This is a genomic window from Streptomyces sp. W1SF4, assembly GCF_003950035.1.
In the GTDB taxonomy this organism is placed as follows: domain Bacteria; phylum Actinomycetota; class Actinomycetes; order Streptomycetales; family Streptomycetaceae; genus Streptomyces; species Streptomyces racemochromogenes.
This window is the reverse complement of sequence record NZ_CP034350.1, coordinates 6,115,914-6,130,688: the sequence shown is the minus strand read 5'-3', so window position 1 is coordinate 6,130,688 and position 14,775 is coordinate 6,115,914. Positions and strand designations below refer to the sequence as shown.

Sequence of the window (14,775 nt, the reverse complement as noted above, 5' to 3'; positions counted from 1 at the left end):
GCGTGCCACCTTTCCGATGCCACCGGCGCCGGAGGTACCCCCACTTTCCAAGCCACGCACCGAAGTTGTTGGCGACTTCGGCGTGGCCGACCGCAGGAGTTCCGCAGTGATCGGATTCCGAAAGGCCGGCGAGGGCCGTGCGGCCCCTCGTCGTGTGCGACGACTGGCCGGCGCCGGGATGGTACTGCCGCTCGCGGCCGCGCTGCTCGCCGGCGGAGCCGGGACGGCCGTGGCCGGACCCGGGACGGGGCCCACCGCCGTGGTGTCCATGGGCGACAGCTACATCTCCGGCGAGGCCGGACGCTGGAAGGGCAACAGCCTGACCAACAGCGGGAGCAGGAACGGCACCGACCGGGCGTGGGTCAGTGGCAGCTCCTACGATCCCGCGAAGGTATACGGCACCACCGCGGGCGGGTGCCACCGCTCCGACTCGGCCGAGGTGCTGAGCGCCGGAGCCGTCGCCGAGACGGCGGTGAACCTGGCCTGTTCCGGGGCGGTCTCGCAGAACGTCTTCCGCGCCTCCAACGGGGGCGTGGCCTACAAGGGCGAGGCGCCGCAGGCCGACCAGCTCGCCGCGGTCGCCGCGAGCCGCGACGTGAAGGTCATCGCGCTGTCCGTCGGCGGCAACGACCTGGGCTTCGCCGACATCATCAAGGACTGCGCGTACGACTTCGTCCTGTGGGGCTCGTACTGCTACGACGACCAGCAGGCCGGGGTCGACCAGAAGATCGACGGCGTCATGGCGAACGTCGGCAAGTCGGTCGACGAGATCCGCGCCGTGATGCGCCAGGCCGGGTACGCGGACGCCTCGTACCGGATCGTGCTCCAGTCCTACCCGTCCCCGATCCCGCGGGGCGCGGAGAACCGGTACACCCAGAGCGACTGGAGCCGGCTCAACACCGGCGGCTGTCCGTTCTGGAACCGCGACTCCGACTGGGCCCGCGACTCCCTCGTGCCGCAGATCGCGAACCGCCTCAAGGGCGTCGCGGCCGCCAAGGGCGTGCAGTTCCTGGACCTGCGGGACATGCTCCAGGGCCGTGAGGTCTGCGCGAAGGCCAGCAAGCAGGTCAGCTCCACCGTCCCGGCCTCGGCGAAGACGGGCGAATGGGCGCGCTGGATCGACAACAACGAATCGCAGGGCCTGGTCCAGGAGTCCATGCACCCCAACTACTACGGCCAGCTGGCCGTCGGCCGCTGCCTGGCCCTGGCCGTGGCCCAGCCCGCCAACTCGGCCTCCAGCTGCAAGAACACCGCCGGGGGCGACCACACCGGCATGTTCCTGACGGCTGCTCCGTAAATCGGAGGTGGACGCGCGGGGCGGGCTGTCATGATCAGGCCATGGCAGTCCGTCCCGCGCGTCCCAGTCTCTACATCTCCGTCGACATCGAGGCCGACGGCCCGATCCCCGGCCCCTATTCGATGATCAGCTTCGGCGCGGCCGTCGCCGGCCGCCAGGACGGGGCCGTGTACACGGCCGCCGACCCGGAACGGCACACCTTCTACCGGGAGCTGCGCCCCATCAGCGACCGGTACGTGGACGCCGCCCTCGCCGTCAGCGGCCTGGACCGCGAACGACTGCTCCGCGAGGGCGCCGACCCGGCCGCGGCGATGGCGGAGTTCCGAGCGTGGGTGCGGGAGGTCTCGGCCGGGGCGCAGCCGGTGATGTGCGGCTACCCGGCCTCCTTCGACTGGACCTTCCTCTACTGGTACCTGATCGAGTTCGGGGACGACAGCCCCTTCGGCCACTCTGGCTGCCTGGACATGAAGACCCTGTACGCGGCCAAGGCCCGGGTCCCCCTGCGGGCGGCCGTGAAGGGCCGGATGCCCCGCGAACTGCGCTCGCAGCGCCGCCACACCCACCACGCGCTGGACGACGCGGTCGAGCAGGCGGAGCTGATGAGCAACCTGATGCTCTGGCAGCCGGACACGGACCTCCCGTAGCTGCCCCGAAGCCGTCCTAGGCCGCGCGGTCCGGACCCGTCAGGGCCGCCAGGGCCGTGGCGAAGGCAGCGCGGCAGCGGAGCCAGTCCGGGTCCGGGGACGGCGCGTGCAGGGCGGCGAGCTTGGGCAGGAGGTCCGCCGAGAAGGCCCGGGCCGCCTCCGCCGGGAGCAGCGACGGGAGGTTGTCGATGGCGATCACGTCCACCGGCGGCCCGCCGCCCGGCAGCCTCCGCGCCGGGGCCGTCCAGTCCGTGAGGCGGTCGTAGACGGGGAGCAGGTGCAGCTCCGATCCGGTGTCACAGGTGATGTCGGCGATCACCGACAGCCGCCGGGGGCCCCCGGCCTCCAGGTCCGCCGGGGTGAGGAAGGGCGGCACCGGACGGGTGGTCAGCACCGCGTTGACCAGGATGTCGTGGCCGAGCAGCGCGGCCCGGTCCAGGCTGCGGGTCGCGGTGCGGCCCCAGCGGGTGACCGGTATCCCGGCGGTGGCGAGGGCGTCGCAGGCGCCGCGCCCGCTGCGGCCGCCCGCGCCGATGACCAGTGCCCGCAGCCCGTCGGGGGCCGCCGCGCGCAGCCGGGCGTCCAGCTCGGGCCGGGGCAGCGGGACCAGCGGGGTGCTGAGGGCACCGCGGGCGTGCAGGGCGGCCAGCGCGGCTCCCGCGTACCCGGCCCAGTAGCCGAAGGCGGCCAGCCGACGGCCCTGCGCGTCGGCGAGGTACTCCAGGTCGAGCAGGGTCCCGCCGCCCGCCGCGAAGCGGCGCAGCAGCGCGGGGGCCTGCGCCTGGCCCTTGTAGGCGTGCCCGAAGTAGACGTGCCGGTGGTGCAGGAGCTCGGGCGTCGGCGGGAGCTCCTTGAGGCCGAGGACGTACGCGGACCCGGGCGCGGCCCGCGACCAGGAGCCGGCCAGCGCGGTGCGGCAGCCGGCGGCCTCGTAGTCCTCGAGCGGGAAGACCCGGTGGCCGGACTCCTCCACGGTGATCCGTACGCCCTGCCGGACGAGCCGTAAGGCGTCCTCGGGGGTCAGGGGGGCGCGGCGTTCGGTGGGCCGGGTCTCGGCGCGCATCCAGAGCTGCGGTGTTTCGGGCATCGCTTTACCACCTGTCCGGTCGGAAGGGGTGGGCTCATGCGATGTCTTTCCGCGTCCTTGACGCGGTACGCCGGGCGGGCGCAGGAACTCCGGGCCCGCGGGCACCTCCCGCCCCACCCGGTGACCTGCGGCTCACAGTTCCGGCAGCAGGTCCCTCAGGGTGCTCCGTGAGCCCTCCGCGTGCGCCGCCCGGAAGGCCTCCGGGGTCATGCGGGCCCGCAGCGTCCGCTCGGCGCGCGGGGTGCAGGCGGCGGCCGGGCGGTGGCCCGCGACCGCGCCGAGCAGCTTGGCGGACTCCTCGTAGCGGCCGAGGCCGGCCTCCAGTTCGGCCAGCAGCTCCGCCGAGAGGGCCTGCCCCAGCCGGTCCCCGAGGGCCAGCTGGATCTCCAGGGCGGCCACCAGCCGGGTCCGGGCCAGCGCGGGGCGGTCCTCGCGCCGCTGCACGAGCGCGTGGGCGTAGTCGGACCAGGACCGGGCCCACAGGTCGGCGGGGACGTCGTCCCCCGCGCCGTCCCCGACGGGTGCGGGCCCCGGGCCGGTGTGGGCGAGCGCCATCGCGAGGGCGGCCCGCAGCACCTCCCGGCCCGGCCCGAACTCCGGCTCCGGCGGCAGCTGGCCGAGGGCGTCACGGAACTCGTCGCCGGCCTCGCCGGGCCGGTCCTGCCACAGGGCCGCGGTGCCCCGGGCATGTGCGAGGTAGGCCAGAGCGGTGTCCTCCCCCTCCAGTACGGCCGCGGTCCAGGCCTCCACCAGCAGCGGATCGGCCGCCCCCGCCGGGCCGAAGGCGGCGGCCAGCCAGGCCGCCAGGCACAGCGCGCGGGCCGGCCGGGGCTCCGGGTGCAGGGCCAGGGCCCGCTCCAGGTGCCGGCGCCCCTCCGCCTCCAGCCCGCAGGCCGACCAGAGGAACCACAGGGACACGGCCACCTCCAGCGCCCCCGCCGGTCCGGCCTCCGACAGCGGGTCCATCGCCCGGCGCAGCTCGGGCAGTTCCCGCAGCGCCAGGGCGCGTGCCTGGGGCTGCGCCCCCGACCGCCACAGCCAGGCGGCCCGTTCGGCGATGACCCGACATCGCTCGTGGTGGCGGCGCTCGGCCAGCGCCGCCTCGGTGCCCGGGGCGTGCGCGAGCCGCCGGGCCTCGTAGGCCCGTACGGACAGGGGCAGCCGGTAGCGGCCCGGCTCCCCGGGCTCCGCGAGCAGGGCGGGGGCGAGCCGGCGCAGGGTCTCGGCGGCGTCCTCGGGGCCGAGCTCGCCGAAGCCGCAGACCTGCGCGACGGCGGCCTCGTCGAAGGAGCCCGCGAAGACGGACAGCCGGGTCCACAGCAGCCGCTCCCCGGGCGAGGACAGCCGGTGCGCGCGCAGGAGGTCGGTGCCGCCGGGGCGGTCCGCTCCCTCGGCGAGGAACCCGAGCGGGTCGGCGGTCAGCCGGTGCAGCGCCTCGGCCGGGCTGTAGCGGCCGGCGCGCCCGGCGGCCAGCTCCAGCGCGGCGGGGATCCCGTCGAGGGCGCGGCACAGGGCGGCGACGGCGGCGGCGTTGTGGTCGGTGAGCTCGAAGGAGGGGTCCGCGGCGCGCGCCCGCTGCGCGTAGAGGCGTACGGAGGCGTAGCCGGAGACCTCGGCGGCGCCGGCGCACCCGTCGGCCCCGGCCGTACGGAACGCGTCGGCTCCGGCCCGGTCGGGGAGGTCGCGGGAGGGCCGCCGACTGGCCGGATCGTGTGGCTCCGGCGGCAGGGGAAGCGGGCCCACGAAGACCTCCGCCCCGTCATGGAACCCGAGAGTCCGCTGCGAGGTGGCCAGAATTCGCACCTGCGGCAATCGAGCCAGCAGCCGGCCCGCCAGCACCCCTGCCCGCTCCCCGAGCCGCTCGCAGCCGTCGAGCACCAGCAGCGCCCGGCGGCCTTCGAGCCGCCCCTCCAACTCCCGCGCCAGGGTTCCCCGCGGCGCGGACAGGCTCGCGAGAGCGGCCCACACCACCTCCGCGCCCTCCTCGCGGACCAGGGCGCGAGCGGTCCGCGCGGCCAGCCGGGACTTGCCTATTCCCGCTGGTCCGACCAGGCTGACCAGGCGTTCCGTACGGAGCAGGGCAGCGGTGCGCGCGAGCTCGCGCTCCCGCCCCACGAAGCTCGACGGTTCGGCCGGCACCGCGTGGCGCAGGTTCGAGCCGGGGTTCCCCACACGTCCTCCTCCCGATCTCCTCAAGGCCCACTCAACCGCCTGGTGGCACGGCCGGGCCCACGAGGAGAGATGATCAGCCGAAAGCAGGGTTGACCGGCCCATGGCCGGGAGAACCACCAGGGGAAGGTATGAACTCGGCCATTTCCGCCATCGACGACACCGACCGGGCGCTCGTCCACGCACTCCAACTCGCCCCGCGCGCGAGCTGGGAGCGCCTGGCCCAGGTCCTCGGCGTGCGTCCCGAGACCCTCGCCCGCCGCTGGGAGCGGATGACCGCCGCCGGCGACGCCTGGGTCTGCGGCCTCGGGCTGCGCACGGGCAACCAGGCCCCCTGCATGGCGTGGGTCGAGGTGACGTGCGCGGCGGGCGCCGCTCCGGCGGTGGGCGCGGCCCTGACCGGCGACGCCCACACCATGGGCGTGGAGCACACCACGGGCGACCGCGACCTGCTGGCCTTCGTCGCCGTGCCGGACCTGCACATGCTGTACCAGTACCTCTCCTTCCGGGTGCAGCGGATACCGGGCGTGGTCGGCACCCGCTCCTCGATGGTCACGGCCGTGCACGCCTCCCCCGACCGCTGGCGCCTGGACCAGCTGACGCCCGCCCAGGCCGACCTGCTGACCGGGCGCGGCCGCCGCAAGGGAGCCACCGCCTCCCCGGCGCCCGTCGCCCCGATGCCGCAGGAGGACCGGCCGCTGGTGCTGGCACTGGCCGCGGACGCGCGGCGCAGCGTGGCCTCGCTGGCCCGGGAGTCGGGCATGAGCGAGTCGACCGTACGGCGCCGCCTGGGCCGCCTTGAGGCGGGGCAGAGCCTGCGCTACAGCTGTGCGATGGCCGCGGGGCTGACGGGCTGGCCGGTGTCCGCGACCGTGTGGGCGGAGGTGCCCGAGCACGAGGTGGCCGACTGCGCGGCGGTGGCCTCGGGTCTGCGCGAGACCCGGACCTGCATGTCCGTCAGCGGCCGCTGGAACTTCATGATCGGCGCCCGGCTGCGCACCATGGAGGAACTGTCGCGGTACACCGCCGACCTGACGCGGAGGATGCCGGGGCTGCGCGTGACCGACACGGCGGTGGCCCTGCACGTACGCAAGTCGCAGGCGCAGGAGCTGGACCGGACGGGCCGGCGGGTGCGGACGGTCCGGCCGGACATCTGGGCGGACACGACGCCGGTGGCCTGGGACGAGGCCCTGCCCTACGGGACCGGCCGCCCGCACGGGACGGCGTAGGAGGGTGGTCGCGGGGGCGGCCGCGGGCGCCTTCACGGGCGTCGGGTCCGCGGCGCCCGGTCCGCGGTGCCGGGCCCCCGCGGTGACGGCGGGTGCGGGGCCTCGCCGACGCGCGGCGGCGCGCACGCCACACCCGCAGTGGGTGACGTACGCGCCGCCGCGCGCGGCGCCCGGGTCCGGCCCGGCGGGCCGGGGCGGCGGGCTCAGTGGACGAAGGCCGGCTCCGCCGCGGCCTCCGCGTCCTCCGCGGCCGCGTCGCGCTTCGCACCGAGGTGGTTGAAGGCCAGATTGAGCAGGATCGCCACCACGCAGCCGGTGCTGATGCCGGAGTCGAGGACGACGAGCAGGTCCTTCGGGAAGGCGTGGTAGAAGCCGGGCGCGGCGATGGGGATCAGGCCGATGCCGACGGAGGCGGCGACGATCAGGGCGTTCTCGCCCTTCTCCATGGCCGCGCCCGCCAGGGTCTGGATGCCGCTGGCCGCGACCGAACCGAAGAGGACCACGCCGGCGCCGCCGAGGACGGGCAGCGGGACGACCCCGATCACGGAGGCGGCCATGGGACACAGGCCGAGCAGGATCAGGATGCCGCCGCCGGCGGCGACGACGAAGCGGCTGCGCACCTTGGTCATCGCCACGAGTCCGATGTTCTGGGCGAAGGCGCTGCACATGAAGCCGTTGAACAGCGGGCTGAGCGCGCTGCCGAGGGTGTCGGCGCGCAGGCCGCCCTCGATGGTCCTCGCGTCCGCGGGCCGGCCGACGATCTTGCCGAGGGCCAGGATGTCGGCGGTCGACTCGGTCATGCAGACCAGCATCACGATGCACATCGAGACGATGGCGGCGACCTGGAACTGCGGGGCGCCGAAGTGGAAGGGGGTCGGGAAGCCGACGACGGAGGCGTTCTTGACGGCGTCGAAGCTGGTCATGCCCAGCGGGAGGGCGATCAGCGTGCCGGCGACCAGGCCCAGCAGGATGGAGATCTGCTGGAGGAAACCGCGCAGGAACTTCCGCATCACCAGGACGATCGCCAGGGTGAGGGCCGCCATGCCGATGTTCTTCATGGAGCCGTAGTCGGCGGCGGCGCGGTTGCCGCCCTGCGACCAGTTGAAGGCCACCGGCAGCAGGGACACGCCGATCAGGGTGATGACGGTGCCGGTGACGACGGGCGGGAAGAAGCGTACGAGCTTGCCGAAGTAGGGGGCGGCTATGAACCCGACCACTCCGGCGACGATGATCGCGCCGAAGATGATGGGGATGGCGTCGCTCCCCTGGCCCTTGCCGATGGCGATCATCGGGGTCACACCGGCGAAGGAGACGCCGTTGACGAAGGGCAGCTTGGCGCCGATCTTCCAGAACCCGAGGGTCTGGAGCAGGGTGGCGAGCCCTGCGGTGAAGAGCGAGGCGCCCATCAGGAAGGCGGTCTCGGCGGCGGAGAGGCCGACCGCCGGTCCGACGATCATGGGCGGGGCTACGACACCCGCGTACATGGCCGCCACGTGCTGGAGACCGCTCGTGAACATCTTCAGCGGAGGCAGGGTCTCGTCGACCGGGTGCTTCTCCTCCGGTACTGCGACTGCATCTTTGCGAAACCTGGGCGTTGCGGCCACGGCTTCCTCCGGTCGGTTAAACACGTCGGCAGGGACGTGGGTGTCATGGAGGTGGTGCGAAAGCGTGCTGGTCCAGCCTGTATGGAGTTGTGGGTGCTGCTACTTCTCGTCCCAAGGGGTGCGGAATCGATTCGCCCAAAATCGGCTCCACGCGGTGGCCCCGCCCCGGTCAGGGGCCGGCGGTGCCGTGGCAAGCACGCGGTGTACGTGTCGCCTGCGGTGTGAGTGTGCGGGTGTGCGGGTGCGACGAGTCATCGCCGCCGGGCGGTCGTCGCGCGGATCACCGCTCCGGTGGCGCGGTGACCGCTCCCGGGAGCGCCGTCGGATCTCTCCTCGGGCGCTTCCCGGGAACGGCTGCCGCGGACCCCGCTCGGGTCCGCGGCCGCCGGCCGGGGGCCGTCCCCCCCGGCCGGACTCCTGGGGTTCCCCCCAGCGGTCGCTGGGGAGATCAGCCCTGGGCGGAGATCCGCGCCAGGCGCTGGGCCTCCTCGCGGGTGGAGACCGCGATGGCCTCCTCGTCCGCGAAGAGCAGCCGGTTGTTCTCGACGATCTGCTTGCCGTTGACGAACGAGGCGGTGACCGGGGCGGCCGCGCCGAAGACGAGCGCGGTGACCGGGTCGGCGATCGAGGAGTGCAGGAAGGTGTTGAGGTTCCACAGCACCAGGTCGGCGTTCTTGCCGGCCTCCAGCGAACCGATGTTGTCGGCGCGGCCGAGGACCTGGGCGCCGCCGTAGGTGCCCAGGCGCAGCGACTGGCGCGCGTTGAGCGCGGCCTCGCGGTGCACCGGGTTCAGGCGGTTGATCAGCAGCGCGTTGCGCAGCTCGGTGTGCAGCTCACCGGACTCGTTGGAGGCGGTGCCGTCCACGCCGAGGCCGACCGGTACGCCGGCGGCCAGCATGTCGGGGACGCGGGCGATGCCGGCGGCCAGACGGGCGTTGGAGGACGGGCAGTGCGCGACACCGGTCTTGGTGCGGGCGAACGCGGCGATGTCGGAGTCGTTCATGTGGACGCTGTGCGCCATCCACACGTCCTCGCCGAGCCAGCCGGTCGACTCGAAGTAGTCGGTCGGGCCCATGCCGAAGAGCTCGTGGCAGAACTTCTCCTCCTCGACCGTCTCCGAGCCGTGCGTGTGCATGCGCACGCCCAGGCGGCGGGCCAGCTCGGCGCCCTGCTTCAGCAGTTCGGTGGAGACCGAGAAGGGGGAGCACGGGGCGACCGCGACCTGCGTCATCGAGTCGGCGGAGGCGTCGTGGAACTTCTTGATGGTCGCCTCGGTGTCGGCCAGGGCGCCCTCAAGGGTCTCGACGGCGTGGTCCGGCGGCAGGCCGCCGTCCTTCTCGCTGCGGTCCATGGAGCCGCGGGCGAGGGTGAAGCGGACGCCCATCTCGGACGCGGCGCGGATGATCGCGCCGGAGAGGTCGCCGGAGTTCTTGGGGTAGACGTAGTGGTGGTCCATCGCGGTGGTGACACCACCGCGGGCCATCGCGGCCAGGGAGCCCTGCGCGGCCACGTACGCCATCTGCTCGTCGATGCGCGCCCAGGTCGGGTACAGCGCGACGAGCCAGTTGAAGAGGTTGTGGTCGGTGGCCAGGCCACGCGTGATCCACTGGTAGAAGTGGTGGTGCGTGTTGACCAGACCGGGGGTCACGAGGTGCCCGGTGCCGTCGATCCGGCGGACGACGTTGTCGAGGTTCTCGGGGGCTTTGCCCGCGCCGATGGACTCGATCTTGTTGCCGGCGATGACGATGTGACCCGAGGCGTACTCGGTGTCGTTCGCGTCGACGGTAGCGATCGCACAGTTCTCGATGACGATGCGCTCTACGGCGCTGTCATGGGCTGCCGGTGCCATGGGACTTCCTCGTGCTTTCAGTGGCGGTGCGGGCACGGCAAAACCCAGGGGATTTGAGTGCCGGAGCCGGGGGCCTGACAGCTGACAGTACTGCCGCCCCGTGTGCTGGTCCGGGTGCCGATTCAGGAAGTTGTGGGGGTGTCGCGCCCCGGGGCCACTGCGGAGCCCCGGGGCGCGCGTGCACTGCTCAGAGGTTGGTCATGTCCACGGGGATACGGGCGTCAGCGCCGTCGCGGAGGACCGTCGCCTCGATCAGACCGTACGGGCGGTCCGCGGCGAAGTAGACCTCGTTGTCGTTCTTGAGGCCGAAGGGCTCCAGGTCGACGAGGAAGTGGTGCTTGTTCGGGAGCGAGAAGCGGACCTCGTCGATCTCCGAACGGTGGTTGATGATGCGCGAACCCATCTGGTACAGGGTCTGCTGGAGCGACAGGGAGTAGGTCTCCGCGAAGGCCTGGAGCATGTGCTTCCTGGTCTCGGCGTAGGACTTCTCCCAGTTGGGCATCCGCTGCTCGTCGTCGGTCCAGTTGAAGCGCCAGCGGCCCGACACCTGGGTGGCCAGGATGCGGTCGTACGCCTCCTGCAGGGTCGTGTACTTGTCCTTCACGTAACCCCAGAACTCGGAGTTCGTGGAGTTCATGACGATCAGGTCCTTGAGGCCGGAGATGACCTCCCAGTTCTGGCCGTCGTACGTGATCTGGGTGACGCGGGTCTCCATGCCCTTGCGGACGAAGGAGTGGTTGACCTCGTCGGCGCCGATGAACTTGGAGTTGGCGTCCGAGGTCGCGATGCGGTCCCAGGCGTACTCTTCGATCCGGATGCGCGCGCGCTGGATCGGCTCCTGGCTGTTCACGAACCAACGCGCCAGGTGGATGCCGAACTGCTCGGCGGACTCGATGCCGTACTCCTTGGCGAACGCGTACACCGTGTTCTTGGTGGTGTCCGTCGGGAGGACGTTGGCGTTCGAGCCGGAGTAGTGGACGTCGTCCATGTCGCCGGAGAGGGCGACCGAGACGTTCAGGTCCTTGATGTGGTGGGTGTCGCCGTCCCGCGTGATCTTGACGACGCGGTTCTCTGCCTTGCCGTACTGGTTCTGGCCCAGAATCGTGGCCATGCTAGCTCCCTCGGTAAACGGAGTAGCCGAACGGGTTGAGCAGCAGCGGTACGTGGTAGTGCTCGCCCGGGTTCACCGCGAAGGTGATGGTTACCTCGGGGAAGAACGCACCGCTGTCCCTTACGCGGGGGGCGTCCTGCTGCGCCTCGGCTTGCTTCTTCGAAAAGTACGTCTCGGTCTCGAAGTCGAGACGTACGTGTGTGGTGCCCTCCGGCAGGGCCGGCAGGTCCTTGCAGCGTCCGTCGGCGTCGGTGGCGCTGCCGCCCAGGGCCGCCCACTCGCCGTCGAGGCCCGCGCGGGCCGACAGGGAGATGGCGACGCCCTCGGCGGGGCGGCCGATGCTGGTGTCCAGGATGTGGGTGGACACCGACGCGGTGGTCTCGGTGCTCATGGTCACTCTCCTTCTGCGAGTTCGGCGAGGCGGGTCAGGCGGATCCGGTTGATCTTCACGAGCTCGCCGCGGGCGATCTCTCGCTCCTGCTCGGCGCTGTTCTCGATCCGGACCTTGACCGCGTCCCGCATGAACTCACCGGTCGCACCGGTGGCGCAGATGAGGAAGACGTGGCCGAACTTCTCCTGGTAGGCCAGGTTCAGCTCCAGGAGCTCGGTCTTGAGCTCCTCCGAGGCACCGGCCATGCCACGCTGCTCGCGGGCGGAGGTCGGGTCTCCCGGCTTCGGCCGGCCGATCGGCGCGTGGCCTCCCATCGCCTCGCCCAGGTCCTGCGCCGTGAGTTCCGCCATGGCGGACTCGTTGGCGGCGAACAGGGCGTCGGCGGTGGCGAAGGGGCGCTGGGCGAGCATCTTGCTCCCCCACGCCGAACTGGCGCACACCTCGTGGAGCTCGGCCGTGGCCGCGCTGTCGTCCAAGGCGTTGAACCGGGTGAGACCCGGGGTCGGACTCGAAGTCACGGTAGGCCTCCGTGGCCTGTTGTTGCTTGACGGGCTGCGCATAGCTAACGCCCTCCACAACACCGCGTCAACACTTTGTTGAAACTTCCCGTACACAAAAGCCGCCGCCCGGGTGAATTGGGCGGCGGCTCGTCACCACGGGTTATTCAATCCTCACCCTTGGCTGTCTTTTCGGGCTTCGTTTGAGCTGCGGCGTCCCGGTTCAAGTAGTTGTAGACCGTGAAACGGCTGACGCCCAGGGCGCTCGCGACCGTTTCCACACCGTGCCGCACCGAGAAGGCGCCCCGCGCCTCCAGTATCCGCACCACGTCCTGCTTGGCCTTGCGGTCGAGCTGCGCCAACGGTACGCCGTGGCGGCGCTCCAGCACGGCAAGGATGCGGTCCAGCGAGTCGGAGAGCTGGGGCAGGCGCACGGCCAGCAGCTCCTGGCCCTCCCACGCGAGCACGACGTCGTCGGGCTCGGCCAGGGCGGGGTCCATCATCTCGCCGCCCATCGCGTCCACCAGCGGCTTGACCGCGGCGACGAAGGGGTGGTCGCGGGGCTCGGTCATGCGCCGTCCTCCCCGATCACGTTGACCTGGAGCGAGACGCGGGTCGCGCCGGCGTCCAGGGAGTCGCGCAGCAGCGCGGCGACGGCGGTCAGCACCCGGTCGGAGTCGCCCTCGGCGGTGTTTCCGAACGGGCCGACGTCGACCGCGTCCAGCTCGGCCTTCTGGATGACCTCGCGGGCGGCCACGGCGTGGGCGGGAGCCTCTTCGAGGTCGAAGGGCTCGGTCGTGAACTCAACTCTCAATCGCACGCCGCCAAGCTACCCGGCAGTCCTGAGATTCCGGGAGCCCGCACTTGACAAGTACGACGGTCGGCTTGCAGTCTTCCATCAAGCAGAAAATAACTTCCGCAATACGGAAGGAGCGCACACCCCTCATGGGATACACGGACCAGCGCTTCGATGTGAACCTGTCGATCCTCTTCACGGAACTCCCGCTCCTGGAGCGCCCCGCGGCCGCCGCCGCGGCGGGCTTCACCGCGGTCGAGCTGTGGTGGCCCTGGATCGAGACCCCCACCCCCGCTCAGGAGGAGCTGGACGCCCTCAAGAAGGCTCTTGAGGACGCCGGCACCCAGCTGGTGGGACTGAACTTCTACGCCGGCCGGCTGCCGGGCCCGGACCGCGGCGCGGTATCGGTCCCCGGCGAGGAGTCGGACCGCTTCAACGCCAACATCAACGTGGCGGCGGACTTCGCCGCCTCGGTCGGCTGCAAGGCGCTCAACGCCCTGTACGGCAACCGCGTCGAGGGCGTGGACCCGGCGGTCCAGGACGAGCTGGCCCTGAAGAACCTGGTCGTCGCGGCCCAGGCCGCGGACCGGGTGGGCGCGATCCTCCTGATCGAGACCCTCAACAAGCCCGAGTCGCCGCTCTACCCCCTGGTGAGCGCCCCGGCCGGCATCGAGGTGGTGGACAAGGTGAACGAGGCCACCGGCCTCGGGAACGCCAAGTTCCTCCTCGACCTGTACCACCTGGCGATGAACGATGAGGACCTCTCCGAGGTCATCGAAAAGTACGCCGCCAAGACCGGGCACGTCCAGATCGCGGACAAGCCGGGACGCGGTGCCCCCGGCACCGGCGAGCTGCCCCTCGAGGACCTCCTCGACCAGCTGAAGAAGGCCGGCTACCAGGGCTTTGTCGGCCTGGAGTACAAGGCCGCCGACGCCGCCGCGTCCTTCGACTGGCTCCCGGCCGAGGCCCGGGCCGCCAAGTAAGAGGACGAAGTCCGGGCGATCGGCCAGGCACCTCACGCACTTTTCGTACGAAGCATTAAGAGAAGGACCCTCATCATGAGCAACTCCGCTGCGCTCCCGAAGATCGCCTGGATCGGCCTCGGAATCATGGGCTCCCCCATGTCCGAGAACCTCCTCAAGGCCGGCTACTCGGTCACCGGCTTCACCCTGGAGCAGGACAAGCTGGACCGCCTGGCCGCCGCCGGCGGCACCGCGGCCGGCTCGATCGCCGAGGCCGTCGCCGACGCCGACGTCATCATCACGATGGTGCCCGCCTCCCCGCAGGTCGAGGCCATCAACTACGGCCCGAACGGCATCCTCGAGAACGCCAAGTCCGGTGCGCTGATCATCGACATGTCGTCGATCACCCCGCAGACCTCCGTCGACCTGGCGAAGAACGCCGCCGAGAAGGGCATCCGCGTCATCGACGCCCCGGTGTCCGGCGGCGAGGCCGGCGCCATCGAGGCCGTGCTGTCGATCATGGTGGGTGGCGAGCAGGCCGACTTCGACGCCGCGCTCCCGATCCTGGAGACCCTCGGCAAGGTCATCGTGCTGTGCGGTCCGCACGGCTCGGGCCAGACGGTGAAGGCCGCCAACCAGCTCATCGTCGCGGTGAACATCCAGGCGTGCGCCGAGGCCGTCGTCTTCCTCGAGAAGTCCGGCGTGAACCTCGAGGCCGCCCTCGACGTCCTCAACGGCGGTCTGGCCGGCTCCACGGTCCTGACCCGCAAGAAGGACAACTTCCTGAACCGCGACTTCAAGCCCGGCTTCCGGATCGACCTGCACCACAAGGACATGGGCATCGTCACCGACGCCGCCCGCAACGTCGGTGCGGCCCTGCCGGTCGGCGCGGTCGTCGCCCAGCTGGTCGCCTCGCTGCGCGCCCAGGGTGACGGCGGCCTGGACCACTCCGCGCTGCTGCGCGCGGTCGAGCGCCTCTCCGGCGCCCAGGTCTGATCCCCGCGGCGGCCAGCTCCCCCGGGCCGGCCGCCCTCCCCCCGCCCTGACGGGGGCCTGAGTTTCCGGATGGTGCCGGTGCTGACACCTGTCCTGTCGCGCCCAAGTGCCGGCACCGTCCGGATCACCTCTCCTCTCTCTTT

14 protein-coding genes are annotated in these 14,775 nt (G+C 71.8%); 5 read left to right on the top strand and 9 right to left on the bottom strand.

Annotated features, from left to right (window positions below):
- Window positions 1-16 precede the first annotated feature (16 nt).
- Together D1J60_RS28560 and D1J60_RS28555 are read left to right on the top strand one after the other, a co-directional pair.
- A complete protein-coding gene (locus D1J60_RS28560; RefSeq protein ID WP_125823033.1) occupies window positions 17-1,297 on the top strand; it encodes a GDSL-type esterase/lipase family protein in 1,281 nt (426 codons plus the stop codon).
- 41 nt (window positions 1,298-1,338) lie between these two features.
- Window positions 1,339-1,941, top strand: a complete 603-nt coding sequence (locus D1J60_RS28555; RefSeq protein WP_125598682.1) for a 3'-5' exoribonuclease — start codon at window positions 1,339-1,341, stop codon at window positions 1,939-1,941.
- 16 nt (window positions 1,942-1,957) lie between these two features.
- Here D1J60_RS28555 and D1J60_RS28550 read toward each other — a convergent pair whose 3' ends face one another.
- Both D1J60_RS28550 and D1J60_RS28545 read right to left on the bottom strand, forming a co-directional pair.
- Window positions 1,958-3,028: a saccharopine dehydrogenase gene (locus D1J60_RS28550; protein ID WP_125823032.1), complete on the bottom strand. Its 1,071-nt coding sequence runs from the start codon at window positions 3,026-3,028 to the stop codon at window positions 1,958-1,960.
- Window positions 3,029-3,160: 132 nt separating this feature from the next.
- Complete coding sequence (locus tag D1J60_RS28545) at window positions 3,161-5,200, bottom strand: AAA family ATPase (protein WP_125823031.1); 2,040 nt, start codon at window positions 5,198-5,200, stop codon at window positions 3,161-3,163.
- 128 nt (window positions 5,201-5,328) lie between these two features.
- Between D1J60_RS28545 and D1J60_RS28540 the strand changes: the two genes are divergently transcribed.
- Window positions 5,329-6,426 carry an Lrp/AsnC family transcriptional regulator gene (locus D1J60_RS28540; RefSeq protein WP_125823030.1) on the top strand — a complete coding sequence of 366 codons (1,098 nt, stop codon included), beginning with the start codon at window positions 5,329-5,331 and terminating at the stop codon, window positions 6,424-6,426.
- 203 nt (window positions 6,427-6,629) lie between these two features.
- Here D1J60_RS28540 and D1J60_RS28535 read toward each other — a convergent pair whose 3' ends face one another.
- The 7 genes from D1J60_RS28535 to D1J60_RS28505 all read right to left on the bottom strand — a co-directional run bounded on the left by D1J60_RS28535 (window position 6,630) and on the right by D1J60_RS28505 (window position 12,698).
- A complete protein-coding gene (locus tag D1J60_RS28535; protein ID WP_125823029.1) occupies window positions 6,630-8,030 on the bottom strand; it encodes a nucleobase:cation symporter-2 family protein in 1,401 nt (466 codons plus the stop codon).
- A gap of 448 nt (window positions 8,031-8,478) precedes the next feature.
- Window positions 8,479-9,879: an 8-oxoguanine deaminase gene (locus D1J60_RS28530; protein ID WP_125823028.1), complete on the bottom strand. Its 1,401-nt coding sequence runs from the start codon at window positions 9,877-9,879 to the stop codon at window positions 8,479-8,481.
- Window positions 9,880-10,066: 187 nt separating this feature from the next.
- Complete coding sequence (gene pucL, locus D1J60_RS28525; RefSeq protein ID WP_125598700.1) at window positions 10,067-10,990, bottom strand: factor-independent urate hydroxylase; 924 nt, start codon at window positions 10,988-10,990, stop codon at window positions 10,067-10,069.
- Between the two features lies 1 nt (window position 10,991).
- Window positions 10,992-11,381 (bottom strand): hydroxyisourate hydrolase, encoded by a 390-nt coding sequence (uraH, locus tag D1J60_RS28520; RefSeq protein WP_007267387.1) that lies wholly within the window; start codon window positions 11,379-11,381, stop codon window positions 10,992-10,994.
- Between the two features lie 2 nt (window positions 11,382-11,383).
- The gene (gene uraD, locus D1J60_RS28515; RefSeq protein ID WP_125598703.1) at window positions 11,384-11,899 is read right to left on the bottom strand and encodes a 2-oxo-4-hydroxy-4-carboxy-5-ureidoimidazoline decarboxylase; all 516 of its coding nucleotides are present in this window, start codon (window positions 11,897-11,899) and stop codon (window positions 11,384-11,386) included.
- Between the two features lie 146 nt (window positions 11,900-12,045).
- Window positions 12,046-12,450, bottom strand: coding sequence for a helix-turn-helix domain-containing protein (locus D1J60_RS28510; RefSeq protein ID WP_125823027.1), 405 nt, complete (start codon window positions 12,448-12,450; stop codon window positions 12,046-12,048).
- The gene (locus D1J60_RS28505; protein ID WP_125598709.1) at window positions 12,447-12,698 is read right to left on the bottom strand and encodes a thiamine-binding protein; all 252 of its coding nucleotides are present in this window, start codon (window positions 12,696-12,698) and stop codon (window positions 12,447-12,449) included. The genes D1J60_RS28510 and D1J60_RS28505 overlap by 4 nt, the downstream gene beginning before the upstream one ends.
- A 125-nt stretch (window positions 12,699-12,823) precedes the next feature.
- Here D1J60_RS28505 and D1J60_RS28500 point away from each other — a divergent pair, with 125 nt between their 5' ends.
- Both D1J60_RS28500 and D1J60_RS28495 read left to right on the top strand, forming a co-directional pair.
- Complete coding sequence (locus tag D1J60_RS28500; protein WP_125823026.1) at window positions 12,824-13,657, top strand: TIM barrel protein; 834 nt, start codon at window positions 12,824-12,826, stop codon at window positions 13,655-13,657.
- Between the two features lie 75 nt (window positions 13,658-13,732).
- Window positions 13,733-14,632, top strand: coding sequence for a 2-hydroxy-3-oxopropionate reductase (locus D1J60_RS28495; RefSeq protein WP_125823025.1), 900 nt, complete (start codon window positions 13,733-13,735; stop codon window positions 14,630-14,632).
- Window positions 14,633-14,775 lie beyond the last annotated feature (143 nt).

What these genes read in the sequence shown, in the direction of transcription:
- D1J60_RS28560 (WP_125823033.1), top strand. Translation starts at nt 17, where the DNA reads ATGCCACCGGCGCCGGAGGTACCCCCACTTTCCAAGCCACGCACCGAA.
- D1J60_RS28555 (WP_125598682.1), top strand. Translation starts at nt 1,339, where the DNA reads ATGGCAGTCCGTCCCGCGCGTCCCAGTCTCTACATCTCCGTCGACATC.
- D1J60_RS28550 (WP_125823032.1), bottom strand. Translation starts at nt 3,028, where the DNA reads ATGCCCGAAACACCGCAGCTCTGGATGCGCGCCGAGACCCGGCCCACC.
- D1J60_RS28540 (WP_125823030.1), top strand. Translation starts at nt 5,329, where the DNA reads ATGAACTCGGCCATTTCCGCCATCGACGACACCGACCGGGCGCTCGTC.
- D1J60_RS28530 (WP_125823028.1), bottom strand. Translation starts at nt 9,879, where the DNA reads ATGGCACCGGCAGCCCATGACAGCGCCGTAGAGCGCATCGTCATCGAG.
- pucL (WP_125598700.1), bottom strand. Translation starts at nt 10,990, where the DNA reads ATGGCCACGATTCTGGGCCAGAACCAGTACGGCAAGGCAGAGAACCGC.
- uraH (WP_007267387.1), bottom strand. Translation starts at nt 11,381, where the DNA reads ATGAGCACCGAGACCACCGCGTCGGTGTCCACCCACATCCTGGACACC.
- D1J60_RS28510 (WP_125823027.1), bottom strand. Translation starts at nt 12,450, where the DNA reads ATGACCGAGCCCCGCGACCACCCCTTCGTCGCCGCGGTCAAGCCGCTG.
- D1J60_RS28500 (WP_125823026.1), top strand. Translation starts at nt 12,824, where the DNA reads ATGGGATACACGGACCAGCGCTTCGATGTGAACCTGTCGATCCTCTTC.
- D1J60_RS28495 (WP_125823025.1), top strand. Translation starts at nt 13,733, where the DNA reads ATGAGCAACTCCGCTGCGCTCCCGAAGATCGCCTGGATCGGCCTCGGA.